The following is a 21,177-nucleotide window of genomic DNA, read 5'->3' on the forward strand; positions in this document are numbered from 1 at the left end:
CTTTTAGCCTCAAGGAATTCTGTTGCATGAATGAGTTTTCCATTCTCTGCCGCGTCATCGGCTCGCTGTTCAACCGCCAGCCACAAGATCCGCTGCTGGTGCCGCTTTTCACCATGTTACGTGAAGGCAAACTGAAGGCTCAGTGGCCGCTGGAGCAGGATGAACTGTTGACGCGTCTGCAACAGAACAGCGATCCGCAGGCATTGGCTGCGGATTACAACGCGCTGTTTGTCGGCAGCGAATGTAGCGTACCGCCTTATGCTTCACAGTGGCCAAACGGCCCGCAAGAGGCGGATGTGCGTGCGTTTCTCACCTCACGCGGCATGCCGTTGAGCGATGCACCAGCCGATCACTTTGGCGTGCTGCTGCTGGCGGCCTCGTGGCTGGAAGATCAGTCTGCGGAAGATGAGTCCGCCGCGCAGCTGGCGCTGTTCGACGACTATCTGATGCCATGGTGCGGCGCGTTCCTCGGTAAAGTCGAAGCGCACGCGACCAGCGCGTTTTACCGCACGCTGGCCGCGCTGAGTCGTGAAGCCATTCAGGCAATGTACGACGAGCTGAACGAAGACGACAGCGAAGAAGCCTGATTACCAGCTGGCTGCGCTACTGCCGAGTTTGACGCCCGGCGTGGCGCAGATCATCGGCGTGCCGGGCAGATACGCAGCGGCACGCAACCTTTCAGCAATCCCCCATGCATTGATCTCAACTGTCGCCAGCGCATCGCCGTGCTGTGCCGTAATGCCATGCTGCGGCTGTTGCGGTGACGCGCCAAACTGTTGCAATAGCCTTGCGGTGCGCGCCAGCGATAAGCGAGCCTGCCAGCCAACATGATTTTCACGACGCTGACGCATCCCTTCCAGCACGGCGGCGGCCATCATATAGCCGGTGGCGTGATCCAGCGCCTGCACCGGCAGCGGTGTTGGTTTAGCGTTACCACTCCAGCTCATGCCCTGTTCGGCGATGCCACATCCCATCTGCACCAGGCTGTCAAAGCCACGCCGATTGCGCCACGGCCCGCTCCAGCCCCACGCATTCAGGCTCACATCCACCAATCCGGGTGCCAGTTTGCGACGAGACTCTGCATCCAGCCCCAGTTTTTCCAGCGCATCCGCACGATAGCCATGCACCATCACATCGGCGTGTTTGATCAGATCGCGCAGTTGTTTAAGTCCCGCTTTGGATTTGAGATCGAGCCGGGCACAGCGTTTGCCGCAGGTGATCTCCTCTTCCAGCGTCGGCTCTTCCCAGCCGTAAGGATCGATACGCAGCACCTGCGCGCCGAGGCTGGCAAGAAAACGCGTGGCGACCGGTCCGGCGATAATGCGCGTCAGGTCTAGCACGCGCACGCCGAGCAAGGGACGTGCCGTCGGCAGCTGCCAGCCAGGCGTGGGCGCATCCCCCGTGGCCTGTTGGGCGATCAGTGCTTCACTACTGACGGCCACGCCTTGAGGATGCTGTAGCCACTGCTGCTCACTGCGCATTTGCGCGGCACAACCGCCTGCCTCAATCACGGCCTGCTCCAGCGCTTCCGCTTGCCAGTGCGCAACTCCTTTTGCTAGCGCGGCGCGGTCGGCTTGTTGCCCCAGCACCCGCTCCATCGCGGCTCGGTGATGCGGGGCGTTGGTGTGCAGACGGATCCAGCCATCGGTGGTGGCGTAATCGCCAGCAAAAGGATCCCAAAGTGCGGCAGGAGGACGATTTAACGGCGTGAGGCTATGTTGAAACCAGCGAGAGGCAAGTCTTACATTGACACTGACCGGGGCTGATTGCCTGAGCAAATCGCTCAGCGCTTGGCTCGCGAGCCCAATGCTGGTGGCAGCCAGTTCACTGACGGCAAACGCGGAAGAAAAGGTATCGGGCTGGAGAAAGCTGAGCGCGGGAAGGGGTTCCGCGCCACGCAATCCTTGCCACAGTTGCTGCCATAGCGCGGCAGCAGATTGAGTATCCATATTGAGTCTCCGGAAAACGCGCGAGACTCAAGCATAGCAGAGAGAATTTAACGGCGGCGCAGGCGAGGAAAGCGCGCGTGCATGCGCAGATTACGCAGGTTGATCACCGCAATAGCTGTACCAAGCACCACCAGAGACGCGCCGAGAATCTTAAAGCTGTTCATGCTATCGCCCAGCACAAATACGCCCATCAAAACGGCCAGCACAGGTGTGAGCAGCGAGTAAGGCATGATTAAGTTGACGTTGTACTTTTTCAGCAGCGAATACCAAAGCGTATAAGCCACGATCGATGAAGCCAGCGCGCTGTACAGAATACCAAACCAGCCGCGCCAGCCCGCGTGGCTCAGGGCATAAAATTGCTGCGATTCGGTAAGCCAGGAAGCGGCACCGACAATCGGCACGGCGAGGAACGAGATCCAGCCGGTAAGCGTCAGTGGTTTAATCGGCGGCGATTTCTTCACAATCATGTTGCTGATGGCCCAGCCAAAGGCGCTGCACAGAAGAATGCACAATACCCACCAGGCCGGAATCGTCGGGCTGCCGGAGAGTACCGCCACACCGCACATAGAGACGCCGATGCCGAACAGTTGCACCAGACGCAGCTTCTCTTTCAGCACCAGCATCGCCAGCAACATGGCAATCGGCGTGCCGAGTTGTACCACAATCGCGCCGGTACCGGCATCGGTGTAGCGCATGCCGACAAACAGCAGCGAGAAGTGCATAAAACCAAAGGTGAAGGCCAATGTGAGCAGCCACGGCAGCTGTTCGCGCGTGATGCGGCAGAACGGCACCAGCACAATCGCCACCACCACAAAACGCATCCAGGTGAGGAACAGCGGCGGAAGTTCCAGCAATCCCCACTTCACTGCCACGTTATTGAAAGCCCAGATGGAGACCACCATCAGAACCATAAAGAAATGCCGCACTGCCACAATGTCATCCTTCACATGAAAGGGGGTAATCACCGGCTAATCATGGCACGAAGCCGTGCATTTCTGTGACATTGTGCAAAAATATTTTTCGTTATGGCATGAGCTTATGCAGGAAAAAAATAAGACAGGTCACTGATTTCCTGTCAAAGTGGATGTCCGAAACCTGACTCCGTTAAGGAATAAATTCGGAATGACACACAGCCGCGCGTTACCCCTTGCTCTGATTCAACTCGAAGTACCGCCACCGCAGGTTGTGGCGCAAATTGGTGAACAACCCGTCTGGTTTATTGATGCGCTGCAACTGCAGCCTGATGACTATGTCATTGTCCGTCCGCACCTTGGCGAAGAGCTGCCGGCGTTTGATCGCGTCAGCGGCGCTATTCTCAGCGGTTCATGGGCGATGGTGACCGATCACGCCGACTGGAGCGAACGCACGGCCGCATGGATTCGCGGTGCACTGGAAGCGGATCTGCCGCTGCTGGGTGTCTGTTACGGTCATCAGCTGATGGCGTATGCGCTGGGCGGCAAAGTGGGGGATAACCCGAACGGCTGGGAGCGTGGCTTGAAAAACCTGACCCACACCGCCAGTGATGATCCCTGGTTAGCGACATTGCCTGGTGAGTTCCAGGCGTGGTTGTCACATCGTCAGTCAGTGATCACACCGCCGTCGCAGGCTAAAGTATTGGCGCATTCCGAGCTGGATGGCTGCCAGATTTTACGTTATTCCCCGCAGGCGCTGTCAGTGCAGTTCCATCCTGAGTTTACCCGCGAAATCATGACCACCTGCTTACCGGCGGGCGTGAGTGATGATGGCGCGCAGGTCGTCGGTGAGGATTGGTCACGAGAGTTGCTACAAAGATTCTGGCAGCAAACGCGGCCGCAGCCGCGCGTGCAGGCTCAGGGCGCGTAATGTCGGGTGCAGCGATATACCCAGGCGGGCGGCATATTTTTCAACACCCGCTGGCGCTGCCAGGTGAAGTAACGTGACAGAGTAGGTTGGGTCAATGAGGTGTATTGGAACTGAATAAATACACCGCGTGGGCCCAATACATCGTGCACGGCGCTAAGAATCGCTTCACGCGTTTCCGGCGGCAGCGATAGCAGCGGCAGGCCAGAAAAAATTACATCGTATTCACCAGACAAGTACTCGGCCGAGCAGGCTCGCACCTGCATGCGCGGATCGGTCCATTCGCGCAGGTTTGCCACCAGATCAGGGCTGATTTCAAACACATCCAGCTGGGCTTGCGGCGACATTCTGTCCAGAATATGGCGAGTTAATACACCGTCCCCGGCACCGAGTTCGGCAATACGCAGGCTGTGATCCCAGTTGGCTGCATCGCACATGGTGCGGCACAGCGCAGCAGAGGAGGGCGTGATGCTGCCCATCTTGCGCGGGTTTCGAATAAATTGCTGAACGAAGTTCGCTTTGGCGCGCATTAACGTCAGGGCTGAAGCCAACATCTCTTTCTCCTGATGAGTATCCTGTTTCATATTGACCAAATTCATTGCGTTTGTTTCGCTTTTCGCTGCATCTGCGCCAAAACTCGGAATTATCCGCAACGAAGCGGGGGAGAAAACGGCGGCATGTGGACCTGATAACGCGTCTGTGAAGTGGCGCAATAGACCCCGTAATCCTAAAGCGGAAGTGCGGCGGGCAAGTGCCTAACGTTTAATCAATGCTGAGACTGGCGTGAGAGATCATCACGCATAAATCTCAAACCCTCATTCCCGGAATTTTCCTTCGGTGCGGTCACAGTTTCCCGCTCTGCGATCTGACAGGCTGACATTGATCGATCAATGTTAATAACAGGTTTCATAGTTGTTATTCGCCACTCTGTCCCGCAAGGAGAAACACCATGCGTTACGCTGCTCCGGGAGAACAAGGTTCTCTCATCACTCTGCAATCGCGTTATGGCAACTTTATCAACGGCGAATTCGTTGCGCCGGTGAACGGTAATTACTTCGTCAACACCACCCCAATCAACGGTTCCACCATCGGCGAGTTCCCGCGTTCGGATAAGGCCGATGTCGATAATGCGGTAGCGGCAGCACAGGCTGCTGCGGATGCATGGGGCAAAACCTCCCCGCAGGCGCGTTCACTGGTGCTGCTGAAAATCGCCGATCGCCTGGAAGAGAAACTGGAATATATCGCGGTCAACGAAACCTGGGATAACGGCAAGCCGGTGCGTGAAACTCTGGCCGCTGACCTGCCACTGGCGGTGGATCACTTCCGCTACTTCGCGGGCTGTGTGCGCGCACAGGAAGGCACCGCAGCGGAAATCGATGAGTTCACCGCTGCTTATCACTTCCACGAACCGCTGGGCGTGGTCGGGCAAATCATCCCGTGGAACTTCCCGTTGCTGATGGCGGCGTGGAAACTGGCGCCGGCGCTCGGAGCGGGTAATTGCGTGGTGTTAAAACCGGCTGAGCAGACGCCGTTGTCGATCACCCTGTTTATGGAAGTGATCAAAGATCTGGTGCCACCGGGTGTCATCAACGTGGTGCACGGTTACGGTAAAGAAGCCGGTGAAGCGCTGGCGTCACATCCGGGCATCGCCAAAATCGCCTTTACCGGCTCCACCGCCACCGGTGGGCACATTCTTGAACTGGCGGCGAAAAGCCTGATCCCGTCCACCGTTGAGCTGGGCGGTAAATCGCCGAACATCTTCTTTGAAGACATCATGGATGCGGAAGAGAGCTTTATCGAAAAAGCAGCAGAAGGCGTAGTGCTTGGCTTCCTCAATCAGGGTGAAGTCTGTACCTGTCCGTCACGCGCATTGGTGCAGGAGTCGATCTTTGAGCCGTTTATGGCGGCCGTCATGAAACGCATCAAAACCATCAAACGCGGCGATCCACTGGACACCGAAACCATGATTGGCGCGCAGGCGTCACAGCAGCAGTTCGATAAAATCCTCTCTTATCTGGAAATCGCGCAGAAAGAGGGCGCACAGGTGCTGCATGGCGGCGGTGTAGAGAAAATTGGTGAAGCGTTTGATAGCGGCTACTACATCCAGCCAACGCTGTTGAAAGGTGACAACAGTATGCGCGTGTTCCAGGAGGAGATCTTTGGGCCGGTAGTCGGTGTATTGACCTTCAAAGATGAAGCGGAAGCCCTCGCCATCGCCAATGACTCGATTTATGGGCTGGGTGCTGGCGTCTGGACTCGTGACATCAACCGCGCCTATCGCATGGGCCGTGCAATCAAAGCCGGTCGCGTTTGGACCAACTGCTATCACCTCTATCCCGCACATGCGGCGTTTGGTGGCTATAAAAAATCCGGCATCGGTCGTGAAACCCACAAAATGATGCTCGATCACTACCAGCAAACCAAAAACCTGCTGGTAAGCTACAGCACGCAACCGCTCGGTTTCTTCTAAACTCAGCGCTCAGGCAGCGGATCACACCGCTGCCTTTTTTCCGCCATGCCTCATTCGGACTAATCCTGCCGGGTTTCACATCTACGCTATAAGGGCTGCTCACGACTCCCTTATTCAGGATGGTAAACCATGCGTATTCCGGCAACGCTGTCTGTCTGCCTGCTTTCCCTCTCTTTCGGTGCTTCGGCGATTCCGAGTGCCATTCCAACCGGCGTCACCTATTACGATCCCGCGCGTGCCTGGAACGGGTATGTGGTGATCCCCGGCAGCGATAACCAAACGCACTTAATTGATATGACCGGGCAGGAAGTGCATCGCTGGGCCTATGAAGGATTCCCGAGCTGGCCGATTCCCACCGATCGAGTGAATGGCCAGCGTGGCCATCTGTTGGTACAGCTGGAGCATCAGAAAGATCTCGATAAAGAAGCCAGTCCCGGCAATGGCATGGTGAACGCCAGCGTGGCGGAGGTGGACTGGAACGGTGCGGTGCAGTGGCAATATGGCAGTCAGTAGCAGCCGGTGCATCAGCACCATGAAATCCAGCGTCTGGCGGATGGCAACACGCTGGTACTGGGCGCAGCACTACGCCAGCTGCCCGGCTACAACTATCGCATTATCGATAACACGCTGGAGGAAGTGTCGCCGCAGGGAGAGAAGCTGTGGAGCTGGTCAGTGGCCGATCACCTCAACGAGCTGGGCTTTTCTGACGCACAGCTGGCGATGATCCGTGATAGTCAGGATGCTGACTTTTTGCATATGAACACGGCAGCTCCGCTGGGCCCGAACCCGTGGTTTGATAAGGGCGATCAGCGTTTTGCCCGGGACAACATCCTGTTTAACTCACGCAACGGTAACGTGGCCGTGATCGTCGATCGGCAGACCGGGAAAGTAGTGTGGCGCATTGGGCCAGATTATCCAGCACTCAAGCTGGATACGCCGCTGCCGCGTCCATTGGATCAGCTGATTGGCGAACATGATGTGCACATGGTCGGACCGGGCTTGCCGGGTGCTGGCAATATTCTGATTTTTGACAATCAGGGCAATGCCGGTTTCCCACCATCACGTCAGGGATTCTTCTCTGCCTCACGCGTCATTGAAGTGAATCCGCAAACCAAACAGATCGTCTGGGAGTACACCGACGAGAAATCGGGACAGGCAATTTCTACTTTCTACAGTGCCTATATCAGCAACGCGCAACGCCTGCCGAATGGCAACACCTTGATCAACGAAGGGCAGAGCGGACGGCTGTTTCAGGTGACGCCGCAGGGCGCGATTGTCTGGGAGTACGTCAGCCCGTATTACGGCAAAGCGATGCCGCGTGACCACTACATAGGTAATACGGTGTATCGCGCTTACATGGTGGATTATCGCTGGGCACCAGAAAATACCCCGCACAGTGAAAAAGCGGTGACAGCCGATTGCATCCGTTATCCGGCGTTACCGGGTTGCCCGGCGCTGACAGCATCGCAGTAAGAAATGTGCGTTACTTCTTTAATCTGACTGTCATTTAGCCATGCCAGAGTGCCTGCATCACGAAAGCAGAATATTCCGCTACATTTGAGCCGGGTCTTGTCGATATAAGAGTGTAGGGAAAGTAAAGTCGCGCACCATTTTAAGGAAAAAACATGAACACATTGCACAAGTTTCAGGAACAGCACGACGACGTGCTGGATGCCGATGATCAGCACATCATCACGGTGAATCTGCCAGGCCGTCAGGCGATTTACGTGATTGGTCAAAACGATGATGATGCCGATATGCTGTTAGACGTACAACTCGGTGCGATGTAAGCATCGCGCAGTGCTCAACCCATAAAAAAATCCGCAGCCCTTTAGCCGCGGATTTTTTAGTTTTATCACTGCTTAAACGCTTACTTCACGCAGGCAGAGCACTGATTGTGGATCTGCTGGAAGAAGTCATTCCCTTTGTCATCCACCAGGATAAACGCCGGGAAGTTTTCCACTTCAATCTTCCAGATCGCTTCCATTCCCAGTTCCGCGTACTCCACGCACTCCAGGCTCTTAATACTTTGCTGCGCCAGCACCGCTGCAGGGCCGCCAATGCTGCCGAGGTAGAAGCCGCCGTGTTTGTGGCAGGCGTCGGTGACTTGCTTGCTACGGTTACCTTTCGCCAGCATCACCATGCTGCCGCCGTTTTCCTGCAGCAGGTCAACGTAGGAGTCCATACGACCCGCCGTAGTTGGGCCGAGTGAACCGGACGCGTAACCTTCCGGCGTTTTGGCCGGACCGGCGTAATACACCGGATGATCTTTGATGTACTGCGGCAGGCCTTCACCGTTATCAATACGCTCTTTCAACTTGGCGTGGGCAATATCACGCGCCACGATGATGGTGCCGTTCAGCGACAGGCGGGTCGACACAGGATAGGCCGACAGCAGCGCCAGAATTTCACTCATTGGCTGGTTAAGATCGACATTCACCACTTCGCCTTCGCCCTGCTGGCGCAGTTCTTCCGGGATATAGCGGCCTGGATTGTCTTCCATCTTCTCAATCCAGATCCCTTCACGGTTGATCTTGGCTTTGATATTACGGTCCGCCGAGCACGACACACCCATGCCGACTGGGCAAGACGCGCCATGACGCGGCAGACGCACCACGCGAATATCGTGAGCGAAATATTTACCGCCGAACTGTGCGCCGAGGCCCAGCTCTTGTGAGGCTTTCAGCAGCTCCTGCTCCAGCGCCACGTCGCGGAATGCCTGGCCGTGTTCGTTACCTTCGGTGGGCAGCGAATCATAGTAATGCGTTGAGGCCAGCTTCACGGTTTTCAGCGTGCTTTCCGCTGAGGTGCCGCCAATCACAAACGCGATATGGTACGGCGGGCAGGCGGCGGTGCCGAGCGACATCATTTTATCGACCAGGTAATTCTTCAGCTTGGCCGGGGTGATCAGCGCTTTGGTTTCCTGATACAGGTAAGTCTTGTTGGCGGAACCGCCACCTTTAGCGATGCACAGGAATTTGTACTCGTCACCATCCACGCTATAGAGATCGATCTGCGCCGGCAGGTTGGTGCCAGTGTTGACCTCTTTGTACATATCCAGCGCGGCGTTCTGTGAGTAACGCAGGTTGTCTTCAATAAAGGTGTTGTAGACACCTTGCGACAGTGCCGCTTCATCGCCACCGCCGGTCCAGACGCGCTGGCCTTTCTTGCCCATGATGATGGCCGTGCCGGTGTCCTGGCAGGTCGGCAGCACGCCTTTCGCGGCGATTTCCGAGTTACGCAGGAACTGCAGGGCTACGTACTTGTCGTTTTTACTGGCTTCGTCATCCGCCAGAATCGCGGCAACCTGTGCCTGATGCGAGGCGCGCAGCATAAAGGAGGCGTCATGGAACGCCTGTTTAGCCAGCAGCGTCAGCGCTTTCGGATCAACTTTTAGGACCTCTTCGCCATCGAAGTTCGCTACTGAAACGTAATCGCTGCTCAGCAGATAGTATTCGGTATCATCTTTGGCGAGAGGAAAGGGATTCTGATAATAGAAGGGTTTGTTCGACATGTTGGCTCACTTAGCTTCGTGTCATCTGTCAGGGTGGCAGGTGACAAATTATGCGATCTGTTTTTTGATTTTCTCTCGCCAGCCCTCCACAGGGGCTGACTGGCGAGCATCATAACACTTTCACGGTACTGCGCGGCTCCGTTTTTAACATCGAAGCAACATCATCAGAACATCATCACCATCCATGGATAGGCGATAACCATCAGAGCCACCAGGAACAGACCACCGAAGATGGTGCCGAGGCGCCAGTAATCTTTGGTCGGCAGATAGCCGCTACCGTAGTAAATCGGGCTTGGGCCAGTGCCGTACGGGGTGATAATGCCCATCACACCCAGGGACACACACATCATTAAGCAGAACACCGGCATATTGATGCCTGGAATCGAGGCGGCAATGGTCAGCATCGCTGGCAACAGTGCGGTGGTGTGCGCTGTGGTACTGGCGAACAGGTAGTGCAGTAAGTAGAAGGCAATCAGCAGCACCACCGCAGAAATTTGTGGGTCATAACCCTGCAGCAGTTGTGCGCCTTCTTTACCCAACCAGGCGATAAAGCCAACGCGCGCCAGACCATCGGCCAGAGCTACAAGTGTGGCAAACCACGCGAAGGTGTTCCATGCGGCTTTGTTGCTGGTGATGTCGTTCCAGTTCAGTACACCGGTCCACAGCATCAGCACGATAACCAACAGGGCAGCCATCGCCGGTTCAATCCATGCCGCAGCGAAGATCCACATCATCAGTGCCGAGACCACAAACACCAGCAGCAGAATTTCATTGCGTGTCAGTTTGCCCAGCTTCGCCAGTTCAGCGGTCGCCCAACGCGGCACTTCATCATTGACCTTCACTTCTGGCGGATAGAGCCAGTAAGCCAGTAGCGGCATGATGAGAATCAACAGTACGCCGAGTGGCAGGAAGGCGAGGAACCACATGCCCCAGGAAATTTCAAAACCAACGATGCTTTTTACCAGCGCGATGGCCAACAGGTTCGGTGCCAGCGCAGAGAGGAACATCGAGCTGGTGATACACGCGGCGGTGATAGCCACCCACATCAGGTAAGAACCAATCTTACGTGCGCTCGGGTCATTCGGTTTTGAACCGTACAGCGGCGGCAGGTTGGCGATGATCGGATAGATGGTACCGCCACTGCGCGCAGTGTTCGATGGCGTAAACGGTGCCAGTAACAGGTCAGCGAAGGTGATGGCGTAGCCCAGCGTCAGGCTGCGACGACCAAGATATTTGACCAGAATCAGCGCCAGGCGGCGACCGAACTGGGTTTTATCGTAGCCGGCGGCGAACATAAAGGCACCGAAGATCAACCAGACGGTGGAGTTGCCGAAGCCACTCACTGCCCATTTGAACGACTGCGCCGCGGTTTTGAACTTGGGATCCGCCAGTTCGGCCGGGCTAAACAGCACCCACTGGCTGAACAGCGCAATCACCACCACACCCGTCAGGCCGATAACGGCGCCCGGCAGCGGTTCAAAAATCAGTCCCACAATCACGCCAACAAAGATAGCGAAGAAGTGCCATGCGTAAGGTTCCAGCCCGGCAGGGGTAGGGACCAGCAGCAACAGCACCGCCACAATGATCGGCAGGCACAACATAATCAGGCGATTCTTTTTCCCCGGCGCCGCAGGAGGCACTACGGGGGAGGCACTCTGGGTTGTTTGTGTGTTCATAGTTTTGTCTGCAAGTTAGGAAGAATGCGATTGATTGTCACGGACACACTGTTCTTTTGGTTTCAACAGGCGTGCAGCAGATGAGTCGTGACAATTTAAATTTTGCTCTTTAATGAATCTTTGCTTTGCAAATTTGATACGCGAATTATCTATTGATTACAGCTGTGATGCGATTAATTAAAATATCTCTTTTGATCTAGATCAATAAAAAATATGCACTGTTTTTTAATTTTTATCTTTTGCTTTTTATTTAACTTTCTGTCTGCTGTGGATTAAACGCTACAAACAACCGAAACGCGGAAAATCGAGCAAAATGAGGCGGGATCATAAGTTTTATCTTTATGATAGTACTGCATTTGTTTTAAATGTAAGGAAAAATTTGATTTTTGTCAAGTCTTGGTTAAAACTTAGCGGAGCGCTAATTCCAGCAATGAGCATTAAATATCATTTCCAAACGTAAAACTTATATAACTAACAATCTGGGTTATGTAACTAAATAAAATGGTATATTTGCGCCATGATATCGGACCACTTAAATAATTATAAACCGCTCCGAACCGCCAAAGAATTGAATACACAATTTCTTAATTCTGGAGTTGCTCATTATGAATAAGCTCACCCCGATCCTTAACCCGCTTACGCTACCGAAAGGTGCGGTGCTCAAAAACCGTTTGGTAATGGCACCGATGACCACCTGTACCGGCTATTTTGACGGCGGCGTCACCAGTGATCTTGTCGAGTATTACCGCGTACGTGCTGGCAGCATCGGTACGGTGATTGTTGAATGCTGCTTTATCGATAACCGTGGCCCGGCTTTCCCTGGCGCGTTGGGTATCGACAGCGACAACAAAATTGCCGGCCTGGCGAAAATTGCGCATGCTATCAAATCTGAAGGCTCAAAAGCCATTCTGCAGATCTACCACGGTGGCCGTATGGTGGAACCGGCGCTGATTGGCGGTAAAACGCCGGTCGCACCGAGCGCCATTGCCGCACCGCGTGAAGGTGCCACCAAACCGCAGGCGCTGACCGCAGAAGAAGTGGATGTGATGATCACCAAGTTTGGTGACGCCGTGAACCGTGCGATCAAAGCCGGTTTCGATGGCGTTGAGATCCACGGCGCGAACACCTATCTGATCCAGCAGTTCTACTCACCTAACTCCAACCAGCGCGATGACAAATGGGGCGGCAGCCGCGATAACCGCGCACGCTTCCCAATGGAAGTGCTGGAGATCACCCATAAAATGGCCGATCGCTTTGCGGCGGCGGACTTCATCATCGGCTATCGCTTCTCACCGGAAGAGCTGGAAGTTCCCGGCATCCGTTGGGACGACACGATGTATCTGCTGGAAAAACTGGCGGCGCGCGGTCTGGATTACGTGCACTTCTCCGTCGGCCAGCTGCTGCGTCCATCGATTATCGACACTAAAGATCCAACGCCACTGATCACCAAATATCTGGCGGAGCGCTCAGCGACCCTGGCGAAAGTGCCGGTGATTGGCGTCGGCGGCGTGGTCAATAAAGAAGATGCCGAGAACGCGCTGGAGCACGGCTTTGATCTGGTGGCGGTGGGTAAAGCCTGCATCGCCTATCCGGACTGGGCCGATCGCATCATCAAAAACGAACACATGGATCTCTACATCGACAGCACCAAACGTGAGGCGCTGACGATTCCAGAACCGCTGTGGCGCTTCTCGCTGGTGGATGCGATGATCCGCGACGTCAGCGATGGCCATCGTAAGTACAAAGCCGGTGTTTATCAGGCGAAAGTTGAAGCTGAAGCGCTGAAACTGAAAATCAATGTCACCCTCGATACCGACCGTATCACCGATATCTCACTGGTGCCGGATCCGAGTCTGGACGTCGACTTCACCAGCACCTTTGAAAGCCTGCGTGAACGCATTCTGGTCGCCAACAGCCCACACGTGGATGCCATCACTGGCGCGACCACGCAGAGTGAGGCGCTGAAAAAAGCGGTATCACGTGCGCTGACCACCTCCAGCAAAGAGTATGTGATTGACGAAGGCGGCAACCCGAACGCGCCTGTTAACTACGACGTGGTGGTGATCGGCACCGGTGGTGCAGGTCTGGCGGCGGCGATTCAGGCGCATGACGACGGCGCTCGCGTGGTGATTATCGAGAAGATGCCGACCATCGGCGGTAACACCATCAAAGCCTCGGTGGGCATGAACGCTGCCGAAACCCGCTATCAGAAACTGAAAGGCATCGAAGACAGCAAAGAGCTGTTCTACGAAGAGACGCTGAAGGGCGGCAAGTTCAAAAACAATCCGGTGCTGCTGCGCGAGTTTGTTGAGCAGGCGCCAGAAGCGATTGAGTGGCTGGCGGCGAAAGAGATTGAGCTGTGCGACATCACCATCACCGGTGGTATGAGCATTGACCGCACGCACCGTCCCGAAGACCGTTCTGCAGTGGGTGGCTTCCTGATTAGCGGCCTGGTGAAGAATGTTAACCAGCGTGAGATTGAAGTGCTGTTAGAGACCTCAGTGGCAGAAATCCTGGTGGAAAACGGTGCTGTTACTGGCGTGAAAGTGGTGGATGAGTACAACGACAGCCGCATTCTCAATGCAAAAAGCGTGATTGTTGCGACCGGTGGTTTCAGTGCTAACCGTGAGATGGTGGTGAAATACCGCCCTGAGCTGGATGGCTTCGTGACCACCAACCACAAAGGTGCGACCGGCAGCGGTATCGCCATGTTGCAGCACATCGGTGCGGATACCGTGGACATGGGCGAGATTCAGATTCACCCCACGGTTGAGCAGACCACTTCTTACCTGATCTCAGAGGCGATGCGCGGCGGTGGGGCGATTCTGGTGAGTCAGGCCGGTCATCGTTTCTACAATGAGATGGAAACCCGTGACAAAGTATCTGCTGAGATCATCGCACTGCCTGAGAAAAGCGCCTGGATCGTGTTTGATGAGCAGGTGCGTGCCAACAACAAAGCGGCTGACGAGTATATCGCCAAAGGCTTTGTGATCAGCGCGCCAACGCCGCACGAGCTGGCGGTGAAACTTAACATGGATCAGGAAGCGCTGCAGACCACTCTGGGCCGTTACAACGAGTTTGTGATTAACCAGAAAGATGAAGACTTCGGTCGTACCACGGCGCTGCGTCATCCGCTGAATCAGGGTCCTTACTTCGCGATCCGTATCGCCCCGGGCGTGCACCACACCATGGGCGGCGTCACCATCAACACCGATACTGCGGTGCTGGATGCGCAGAAACAGGTGATTCCGGGTGCCTGGGCTGCCGGTGAAGTGGTTGGCGGTATCCACGGCGCGAACCGTATCGGTGGTAACGCGGTGGCGGATATCATCATCTTCGGTATTAAAGCCGGTCACAATGCGGCTAAACTGGCGTTAGGTAATTAGAGGGCAGGAGGTCACCATCCTGGTGACTCTCCCCACCACTGTAGGGTGCGCATTTATGCGCACCTTTTCCCCTTGTTGAGGCGCTCATGACTTCCGACGCCGGCGTCTACGCCTACTCTGCGGTTTTGATGGGTTCTCCCATCCTGCTCAAACTGTTCGACGATAACCCCACCTTAGCCCGCCAGGTCTTTCAACTCATCAAGCAGCAGGAAAACCTGTTCACCGTTAATCGTGCCGAATCCGAAGTGATGTCGATTAACCACGCGGCGGGTCGCCATCCGGTGCGCGTCAGTGAGGCGGTGTTCCGTTTGATCAGCGTGGCGCATGCTGTCAGCGTGTCACCCGGCAGCGCTTTTAACTTCACCATTGGTCCGGTGGTCAAACGCTGGAAGATTGGTTTTCAAGGGCGTGCCGTGCCACCCGCTAATGAGATCGCCGCACTGTTGCTGCTCACCGATCCACATCAGGTGATCCTCAACCCCGAGGATCGCTCAGTGTTCCTGCAACAGCCGGGCATGGAGATCGATCTCGGTGCCATCGCCAAAGGCTATATCGCTGATGTGGTGCAGTCATTTCTGCGCCAGCAGGGCGTGCCGCAGGCGCTGATCAATCTCGGGGGCAATGTGCAAACACTCGGTGCACCACCACATGAGCCACAAGGCTGGAGCATCGGCCTGAAAAAGCCGTTTGGACGCGATGATGAACTATTGGGCGTGCTGCAGGTGCAGGGCAAATCGGTGGTGACATCGGGGATTTACGAGCGCTATTTCGAACTGGACGGTAAATGCTGGCACCATATCTTCGATCCGCACACCGGCTATCCGCTGGATAACGAGTTGCTGAGCGTGACGGTGATTTCCGATCGCTCATTGGATGGCGACATCTACACCACGCTGCTGTACGGCATGGGTTTGGAGCAGGGGCTGGACTATCTGGCCGACCAGCCCGATCTGGATGCGGTGTTCGTCACCCGCGATCGGCAAATCATCTGCTCTTCACCGCGCCACTTCCAGTTCCATCAGCGCGATTTCGACTGGCAACTGCGTTACTGACAGTACTGCTGCAACAGCGAATGGTATTCCGGCTGTAAACGATAGCGATACACCGGACGACCCGTTGCGCCGTAATGAATGCTGGTGAACAGGATATTAATCTGCGCCAGCCAAATCAGATATTTACGGCACGACACGCGCGAAATATTCACTTCTGCCGCCAGTTCATCCGTCGAGAACTCATGACCGGGATGGGCATCAATCCACTGACACAAGGTACGCAGCGTCTGCGGGGTTAAGCCTTTCGGCAGGCGCTTGTTGTCATGCTGCGTTGCCGGGTTGCCGTGGATCAACAGATCGACATCAGACTGCTGATAGTAGTGCTGATTATCCATCAACGACTTCTTCTGCCGCCAGCCGGTGAGCGCCTCTTCGAAACGCGGGAACTGGAACGGCTTGATCAGATAATCCACCACGCCGTAGTGCAGCGAGGTTTTGATATTCTCCGCATCGGCAGCGGATGAAATGATGATCACTTCCACCGAACTCTGGGCCTGGCGCAGTTCCGGCAACAGATCGAGGCCATTCTCCTGCTGCATGTAGATATCCAGCAGCACCAGATCGATCGGCGTGTCGCTGTTGAACAAAATCTCTTTGGCCTGCTTCAGGGTCGAAGCGGTTCCACAGCAGTGGAAGCCCTGAACCTGACCGATAAAGGATCGGTTCAGTTCAGCGACCATGGCGTCATCATCGACCACTAACACATTGATCATGCGGATTGGTTTCCTCCATCCCAGGGAAGTTGTACTAAAAATTGGGTAAATACGCCGGGTTCTGACTCAACGGTCACGCCGCCACCGAGGTTTTCCGTCTGCTGTTTCAGCAGGAACAGGCCCACGCCACGGTTCTCTCCTTTGGTGGAGAACCCTTTGTCAAAAATCGTTGCGAGATTGTCAGGCTCAATGCCGGGACCATCGTCACTCACTTCGCACGCCAGCCAGCCGTTTTGATAGTGCAGCATCACATGGATCTCGCCTTCGGTCTGCTCGCTGAGCGCATCAATGGCGTTCTCCACCAGATTACCGACCACGGTGATCAGGCCCGCCATCTGGTCTTCGTTGCCGCTGTCCGGCACAAAGCTGGCATCGCTGATGGTCAGGCGATGACCGCAATCCGAAGCGCGATTAATCTTGCTCAGCAGAAAACCGGCAATCACCGGTGACTTGATGCGATCCAGCAAATAGCCAATCTCAGTCTGGTAATTATTGGCGGTTTTCAGGATATACGCTTCCACCTGCGCATAGTTTTTCATGTGCAGCAGGCCGAGAATCACGTGCAGCTTGTTCATAAACTCGTGCGAGCGTTCTCGCAGCGCATCGACGTAGTTTACCATGCCCGTCAGACGCTGCATCAGTCGGCTGATTTCGGTCTTGTCCCTGAAAGTACAGACCGCGCCAATAATGCGTCCCTGGCTGCGCACCGGCACCGTATTGCACAACAACAAGCGACCATTCACGTTCAGCTCTTCATCACGGCGTGCGCGACCGCTGTGCAGCACATCTCGCAGGTGTTGATTGATCACCGAGGCATCATCAATACCCTCGTTATCAATCCTACCGCTGGACGACGGCTCATTAAGCAGGGTGCGCGCCGCCTGATTCACCAGCGTCACCTGCGCCTGATCGTCCATCGCCACCACGCCTTCTTTGACCGAGTTAAGAATCGCCTGACGCTGCTCAAACAGGGTGGAAATCTCGTAGGGTTCGAGGCCGAACAGAATGCGCTTCAGCACGCGCACCAGCACCAGGGTGCCAATCGCCCCCGCCAGCGTACCAATCAGGATGGTCCAGATAATGCTCCAGCGGCTTTCGTTGATCTGATCGGTAACGGCATCAAGGGAAATACCAATCGCCACCACACCGATCTGCCGATCCTCCGCGTTATACACCGGGGTAAACACGCGCAGCGCTTTTGCCAGCGAACCTTTATTCACCGAGACGTTTTCATGGCCGCGCAGGGCGGGCCCAATGTCTTCGCCGATAAAGTGTTTGCCGACCAGTTCCGGATTGCGATGAGAATAGCGGATACCGTCCATATTGGTGACGGTAATAAACAGCAGATTGTTGCTCTCTTCCACGGCTTTCGCGATGGGTTGGATATTGGCATTTGCCACCGGCTGCGTCAGCGCCTGCTGAATCTCCGGCGATCTCGCCAGCGTGCGGGCCACCGCCATGGCTTTATCTTCCAACTGGGCACGGGTTGAAGCACCAATCTGGAAGAAATAGAACATGTGCACACTCAGCAGCACCAGCACGATCACCGCGCTGAGCATCAGCGTCACTAGCGTGTTGAGTTTCATGGGCCGCTTGCGCGCGGGGATTGCGGGTTGAGGCGTGGTCATCATCGCTCCCAGAAGAGAAGAGGGCGCTATTATGACGGCTAAATGCAAAAAGGTCGTCATAAATGACGACCTTTCATGGTGATAAGCATTCAGGATGCGGCGTTCAGAGGCCGCATCCCAGGGGCTGGATTAGCCCTGCTTCACGCGATTGGCAAAGCTCTTACGCAGCTTCTGCAGTTTTGGTGGGATCACCGCCATGCAGTAGCCGTTACGCTGACCGGCACCATCCCAGTAATCCTGATGGTAATCTTCTGCCGGATACCACTCTTTCAGCGGCTCAATGGTGGTGACCACTGGCACGTTGAGATCGGCTTGTGCACGGGCAATGGCAGCAATCGCTTCGGCTTCCTGCTCTGGGTTCGCCGGGAAGATCGCTGAACGATACTGGGTACCGACGTCGTTGCCCTGACGGTTCAGCTGGGTTGGGTCGTGCGTCGCAAAGCTGATATCCAGCAGATCGCCGTACTTCACTTGTTCTGGATCGAAACCTAAGCGGATCGCTTCGGCGTGGCCGGTGGCACCGCTGCACACCTGCTCATAGGTTGGGTTCGGGCGCTCCCCGCCGGTATACCCACTTTCGACTGACTCCACGCCAATCACATCTTTGAACACTGCTTCGGTACACCAGAAACAGCCACCGGCGATCACCGCATATTCGGTTGCCATTGTTATTACTCCTGTCAGGTCGAAAGCGTAACTGTGTGGGCGCTCGAGGGCGAATTCAAGCCGCTTAAATTAACATTTCTGGCTTAAAATCGCGGTGCTTGTCGAGCACGGTATGACTCATGACGGTAAAACGTCCTTCGCCAGTGTAGTGCAGCGTCGGCGGAAATTCCGGTTTATCGGCCACGTGCGCTTTGACAATTTCGAAAACAAAGAAGCCGTAGTTATTCACCATCGAGTCGTCATACAGCTGACACTCAAAGCTGGCGAAGCACTCATCGATCAGCGGTACATTCACCACCTTTGCCGGTTCTGGCGTGAGGTGAAAGGCATCGAACTTATCGAGACGATCGCCATGGCAGTTACCAATCGCCACCACGCTATCCACCAAATCCGCCGAGGGGATATTAATCACGCATTGTCCGCTTTGCCGAATCAGCTCATGGCTGTAGTTGCCGTTGGCGATCATGCAGCCCACCAGTGACGGCGAGAACTCCAGAATGGTGTGCCAGCCGAGCGTCATGATGTCGTGGTGATCTTCAAATTGCGAACTCAGCAACACCACCGGACCGGGTTCCAGATACTTCCGCGCCTTGCTGACCGGGAAGTCGATTTTGTGCAGGCGTTGACTCATCATGCGGCTCCTTATTTTTACAGAGATAGCGTAAGTGTAGATGCCAGGCTTTACTGGACCGGCATTTAACGGCATGGTAGAGCGTCATTTTATCTGGAGCTGGCTAATGGAATCTGCGTCTGTGTCCACATCTCGTCCTGTTTTGCATCTGCTGTGCGGCAAAATCGCGGCCGGAAAATCAACGCTGGCGCATCAGCTGGCCCAACAAACCGGCGCGGTGATTATTAGCGAAGACGCCTGGCTGGCGCATCTGTTCGCCGAAGAGATGCAGGATGTCGCGGACTACGTGCGTTGTGCGGGCAAGTTACGCAATGCGATGACGCCACACCTGATCTCGCTGCTGCAATGCGGTGTGTCAGTGGTGCTGGATTTCCCGGCGAACACCGTGGGCCAACGCCAGTGGATGAAGGCGGTGATCCAGAGTGCACAGGCGGAACATCAACTGCACTTTATCGATGTGCCGGATGCTGTGTGCAAAAGTCGTTTGCATGCGCGCAACGCAGAAGGTGAGCATGACTTCGCGGCCACCGATGCGCAGTTCGAAGTGATTAGCAGCTACTTCGTCGCACCGCATGCGGATGAAGGGTTTAATGTGGTGATGCACGGTTAAGAATAACGATGACTGGTTGGGTATTTGCGCCAGTCATCATTTAACGCCTCTCAAAATTTCCGACTATTTGTTGAGTTTATTAATGATTCTTTTGAGGGTGTTGTAGGGGCCTTCAAGCGTGATCTCATTGCCATCGTTACTTATATAAATGCGCTGGGATTTGAATCTTCTGTATTTCGCTATCTGCAGCTCATAATAACCTTGCTGAGTTTGCTGGTAATTGTATTTCTCCAGAACTGAATCCAGGTCGCTTAAGCGAATGGGGGTCTTAAACGTAAGCCACGCAATATTAGTAAACCAAAAACTCGCTGCAAGCCCGCATAGCATACCGGCAAAGCCGCCGGTGATATTACCATGAGTTAATTGGGGTAAGAGCCATTTGATGACGGCTGAAAAGAATAGGCCGATGAGAATAAAAAAAACGATCCTGAAACTGTCTTTTTGCCATTGCTTTATCAGGCCAAGGCGATGAAGCGAATAGTGAAATTTCAATTTTTGACTCCTTTCAAAATATTAGTCCGTTATTGATTGTAGCGTTATCCGCTGCTGGTTGGCGAATCGTTATACCGCGTTTTCCAATATCTGTTTTGCCTGCTTATATTCCCAGGACGTTATTTCAATCTTGTTGCCACTGAGATCGCTGAAGTAAAGCGACATAGAGACATCGTGATCACTGACGGTATAGGCGATGTTTTTGGACTTGAGTAAAGGTATGAGTTCGAGAAGCGCTGACGCCTGCACGGCAAAAGCCATAGTGTGACCTGGGTGCTGGGATTTTTTCAGGAAGAGGGAAAGCGATGCGCCATCATTCCTGATGACCAGCGGCCCTCCTTGTTCAAACCAGAAGTACAGGGAGCTATCGCGGGTGAAGCCAAGGATTTCCTGATACCAGTGCTCTGCTTTCTCGATATCGTCAACGTAGACGTAGACGTATACGTAGACGTAGACGTGCATATGGATGTGGTCGATTTTGGTTATGTTCATTTGGCTCGATCCTTGTTTGTGCTTTGGAGATATTTGCTTAAGTAGTTTCGAGATAAAAC

The 21,177-nt window shown here is 54.8% G+C and carries 20 protein-coding genes; 9 read left to right on the plus strand and 11 right to left on the minus strand.

All coding sequences use genetic code 11. The annotated features are described in order from the left end of the window. Positions 1–26 precede the first annotated feature (26 nt). Positions 27–587 (plus strand): molecular chaperone, encoded by a 561-nt coding sequence (locus LBW88_RS02645; protein ID WP_224929080.1) that lies wholly within the window; start codon positions 27–29, stop codon positions 585–587. Here LBW88_RS02645 and LBW88_RS02650 read toward each other — a convergent pair whose 3' ends face one another. Continuing rightward, positions 588–1,949, minus strand: coding sequence for a CoA transferase (locus tag LBW88_RS02650; RefSeq protein WP_224929077.1), 1,362 nt, complete (start codon positions 1,947–1,949; stop codon positions 588–590). Between the two features lie 47 nt (positions 1,950–1,996). Then, a complete protein-coding gene (locus LBW88_RS02655) occupies positions 1,997–2,881 on the minus strand; it encodes a DMT family transporter (RefSeq protein WP_224929074.1) in 885 nt (294 codons plus the stop codon). 190 nt (positions 2,882–3,071) lie between these two features. On the opposite strand from LBW88_RS02655, the gene LBW88_RS02660 reads away from it, so the two are divergent. Beyond that, entirely contained in the window at positions 3,072–3,791 is a 720-nt protein-coding gene (locus LBW88_RS02660) for a glutamine amidotransferase (protein ID WP_224929071.1), read from the plus strand. Here LBW88_RS02660 and LBW88_RS02665 read toward each other — a convergent pair. After that, positions 3,779–4,342, minus strand: coding sequence for a class I SAM-dependent methyltransferase (locus tag LBW88_RS02665; protein ID WP_224930281.1), 564 nt, complete (start codon positions 4,340–4,342; stop codon positions 3,779–3,781). The genes LBW88_RS02660 and LBW88_RS02665 overlap by 13 nt on opposite strands. Positions 4,343–4,737: 395 nt before the next feature. Between LBW88_RS02665 and LBW88_RS02670 the strand changes: the two genes are divergently transcribed. From LBW88_RS02670 to LBW88_RS02685, 4 genes are all read left to right on the plus strand, one after another. Further along, positions 4,738–6,258, plus strand: a complete 1,521-nt coding sequence (locus tag LBW88_RS02670; protein ID WP_058959688.1) for an aldehyde dehydrogenase family protein — start codon at positions 4,738–4,740, stop codon at positions 6,256–6,258. A 129-nt stretch (positions 6,259–6,387) separates the two neighbouring features. Continuing rightward, on the plus strand, positions 6,388–6,771 hold the full coding sequence (locus LBW88_RS02675) for a hypothetical protein (RefSeq protein WP_224929068.1): 384 nt from the start codon (positions 6,388–6,390) through the stop codon (positions 6,769–6,771). A gap of 6 nt (positions 6,772–6,777) precedes the next feature. After that, complete coding sequence (locus LBW88_RS02680) at positions 6,778–7,731, plus strand: aryl-sulfate sulfotransferase (RefSeq protein ID WP_224929064.1); 954 nt, start codon at positions 6,778–6,780, stop codon at positions 7,729–7,731. Positions 7,732–7,883: 152 nt separating this feature from the next. Next, positions 7,884–8,048 (plus strand): hypothetical protein, encoded by a 165-nt coding sequence (locus LBW88_RS02685; protein WP_166931753.1) that lies wholly within the window; start codon positions 7,884–7,886, stop codon positions 8,046–8,048. A gap of 80 nt (positions 8,049–8,128) precedes the next feature. Here LBW88_RS02685 and fumA read toward each other — a convergent pair whose 3' ends face one another. Then, positions 8,129–9,772 carry a class I fumarate hydratase FumA gene (gene fumA, locus LBW88_RS02690; RefSeq protein WP_224929061.1) on the minus strand — a complete coding sequence of 548 codons (1,644 nt, stop codon included), beginning with the start codon at positions 9,770–9,772 and terminating at the stop codon, positions 8,129–8,131. Between the two features lie 164 nt (positions 9,773–9,936). Beyond that, entirely contained in the window at positions 9,937–11,448 is a 1,512-nt protein-coding gene (locus tag LBW88_RS02695; protein WP_320442523.1) for an anion permease, read from the minus strand. Positions 11,449–12,053: 605 nt separating this feature from the next. Between LBW88_RS02695 and LBW88_RS02700 the strand changes: the two genes are divergently transcribed. Together LBW88_RS02700 and LBW88_RS02705 are read left to right on the plus strand one after the other, a co-directional pair. Further along, the gene (locus LBW88_RS02700) at positions 12,054–14,834 is read left to right on the plus strand and encodes a flavocytochrome c (RefSeq protein ID WP_224929058.1); all 2,781 of its coding nucleotides are present in this window, start codon (positions 12,054–12,056) and stop codon (positions 14,832–14,834) included. 86 nt (positions 14,835–14,920) lie between these two features. After that, a complete protein-coding gene (locus tag LBW88_RS02705; RefSeq protein WP_224929054.1) occupies positions 14,921–15,886 on the plus strand; it encodes an FAD:protein FMN transferase in 966 nt (321 codons plus the stop codon). On the opposite strand, the gene dcuR is transcribed toward LBW88_RS02705, so the two are convergent. From dcuR to LBW88_RS02725, 4 genes are all read right to left on the minus strand, one after another. Beyond that, positions 15,880–16,599, minus strand: a complete 720-nt coding sequence (gene dcuR / locus LBW88_RS02710; RefSeq protein WP_224929051.1) for a two-component system response regulator DcuR — start codon at positions 16,597–16,599, stop codon at positions 15,880–15,882. The genes LBW88_RS02705 and dcuR overlap by 7 nt on opposite strands. Next, positions 16,596–18,227 (minus strand): sensor histidine kinase, encoded by a 1,632-nt coding sequence (locus LBW88_RS02715; RefSeq protein WP_224930275.1) that lies wholly within the window; start codon positions 18,225–18,227, stop codon positions 16,596–16,598. Before LBW88_RS02715 ends, dcuR begins: the two co-directional genes overlap by 4 nt. 129 nt (positions 18,228–18,356) lie before the next feature. Further along, on the minus strand, positions 18,357–18,893 hold the full coding sequence (msrA, locus tag LBW88_RS02720; protein ID WP_224929049.1) for a peptide-methionine (S)-S-oxide reductase MsrA: 537 nt from the start codon (positions 18,891–18,893) through the stop codon (positions 18,357–18,359). Between the two features lie 64 nt (positions 18,894–18,957). Beyond that, positions 18,958–19,524, minus strand: a complete 567-nt coding sequence (locus LBW88_RS02725; protein WP_224930272.1) for a flavin reductase family protein — start codon at positions 19,522–19,524, stop codon at positions 18,958–18,960. A gap of 106 nt (positions 19,525–19,630) precedes the next feature. Here LBW88_RS02725 and LBW88_RS02730 point away from each other — a divergent pair, with 106 nt between their 5' ends. Then, positions 19,631–20,134 (plus strand): AAA family ATPase, encoded by a 504-nt coding sequence (locus LBW88_RS02730; protein ID WP_224929046.1) that lies wholly within the window; start codon positions 19,631–19,633, stop codon positions 20,132–20,134. A gap of 63 nt (positions 20,135–20,197) precedes the next feature. Here LBW88_RS02730 and LBW88_RS02735 read toward each other — a convergent pair whose 3' ends face one another. Continuing rightward, entirely contained in the window at positions 20,198–20,626 is a 429-nt protein-coding gene (locus LBW88_RS02735) for a hypothetical protein (RefSeq protein WP_224929042.1), read from the minus strand. Positions 20,627–20,695: 69 nt separating this feature from the next. Further along, positions 20,696–21,118, minus strand: a complete 423-nt coding sequence (locus tag LBW88_RS02740; protein ID WP_224929039.1) for a VOC family protein — start codon at positions 21,116–21,118, stop codon at positions 20,696–20,698. Positions 21,119–21,177: the final 59 nt, after the last annotated feature.

It is taken from the genome of Pantoea sp. alder81 (assembly GCF_020179835.1).
Taxonomy (GTDB): Bacteria; Pseudomonadota; Gammaproteobacteria; order Enterobacterales; family Enterobacteriaceae; genus Pantoea.

What these genes read in the sequence shown, in the direction of transcription:
- LBW88_RS02645 (WP_224929080.1), top strand. Translation starts at nt 27, where the DNA reads ATGAATGAGTTTTCCATTCTCTGCCGCGTCATCGGCTCGCTGTTCAAC.
- LBW88_RS02650 (WP_224929077.1), bottom strand. Translation starts at nt 1,949, where the DNA reads ATGGATACTCAATCTGCTGCCGCGCTATGGCAGCAACTGTGGCAAGGA.
- LBW88_RS02660 (WP_224929071.1), top strand. Translation starts at nt 3,072, where the DNA reads ATGACACACAGCCGCGCGTTACCCCTTGCTCTGATTCAACTCGAAGTA.
- LBW88_RS02665 (WP_224930281.1), bottom strand. Translation starts at nt 4,342, where the DNA reads ATGTTGGCTTCAGCCCTGACGTTAATGCGCGCCAAAGCGAACTTCGTT.
- LBW88_RS02670 (WP_058959688.1), top strand. Translation starts at nt 4,738, where the DNA reads ATGCGTTACGCTGCTCCGGGAGAACAAGGTTCTCTCATCACTCTGCAA.
- LBW88_RS02675 (WP_224929068.1), top strand. Translation starts at nt 6,388, where the DNA reads ATGCGTATTCCGGCAACGCTGTCTGTCTGCCTGCTTTCCCTCTCTTTC.
- LBW88_RS02685 (WP_166931753.1), top strand. Translation starts at nt 7,884, where the DNA reads ATGAACACATTGCACAAGTTTCAGGAACAGCACGACGACGTGCTGGAT.
- fumA (WP_224929061.1), bottom strand. Translation starts at nt 9,772, where the DNA reads ATGTCGAACAAACCCTTCTATTATCAGAATCCCTTTCCTCTCGCCAAA.
- LBW88_RS02695 (WP_320442523.1), bottom strand. Translation starts at nt 11,448, where the DNA reads ATGAACACACAAACAACCCAGAGTGCCTCCCCCGTAGTGCCTCCTGCG.
- LBW88_RS02700 (WP_224929058.1), top strand. Translation starts at nt 12,054, where the DNA reads ATGAATAAGCTCACCCCGATCCTTAACCCGCTTACGCTACCGAAAGGT.
- LBW88_RS02705 (WP_224929054.1), top strand. Translation starts at nt 14,921, where the DNA reads ATGACTTCCGACGCCGGCGTCTACGCCTACTCTGCGGTTTTGATGGGT.
- dcuR (WP_224929051.1), bottom strand. Translation starts at nt 16,599, where the DNA reads ATGATCAATGTGTTAGTGGTCGATGATGACGCCATGGTCGCTGAACTG.
- LBW88_RS02715 (WP_224930275.1), bottom strand. Translation starts at nt 18,227, where the DNA reads ATGACCACGCCTCAACCCGCAATCCCCGCGCGCAAGCGGCCCATGAAA.
- msrA (WP_224929049.1), bottom strand. Translation starts at nt 18,893, where the DNA reads ATGGCAACCGAATATGCGGTGATCGCCGGTGGCTGTTTCTGGTGTACC.
- LBW88_RS02725 (WP_224930272.1), bottom strand. Translation starts at nt 19,524, where the DNA reads ATGAGTCAACGCCTGCACAAAATCGACTTCCCGGTCAGCAAGGCGCGG.
- LBW88_RS02730 (WP_224929046.1), top strand. Translation starts at nt 19,631, where the DNA reads ATGGAATCTGCGTCTGTGTCCACATCTCGTCCTGTTTTGCATCTGCTG.
- LBW88_RS02740 (WP_224929039.1), bottom strand. Translation starts at nt 21,118, where the DNA reads ATGAACATAACCAAAATCGACCACATCCATATGCACGTCTACGTCTAC.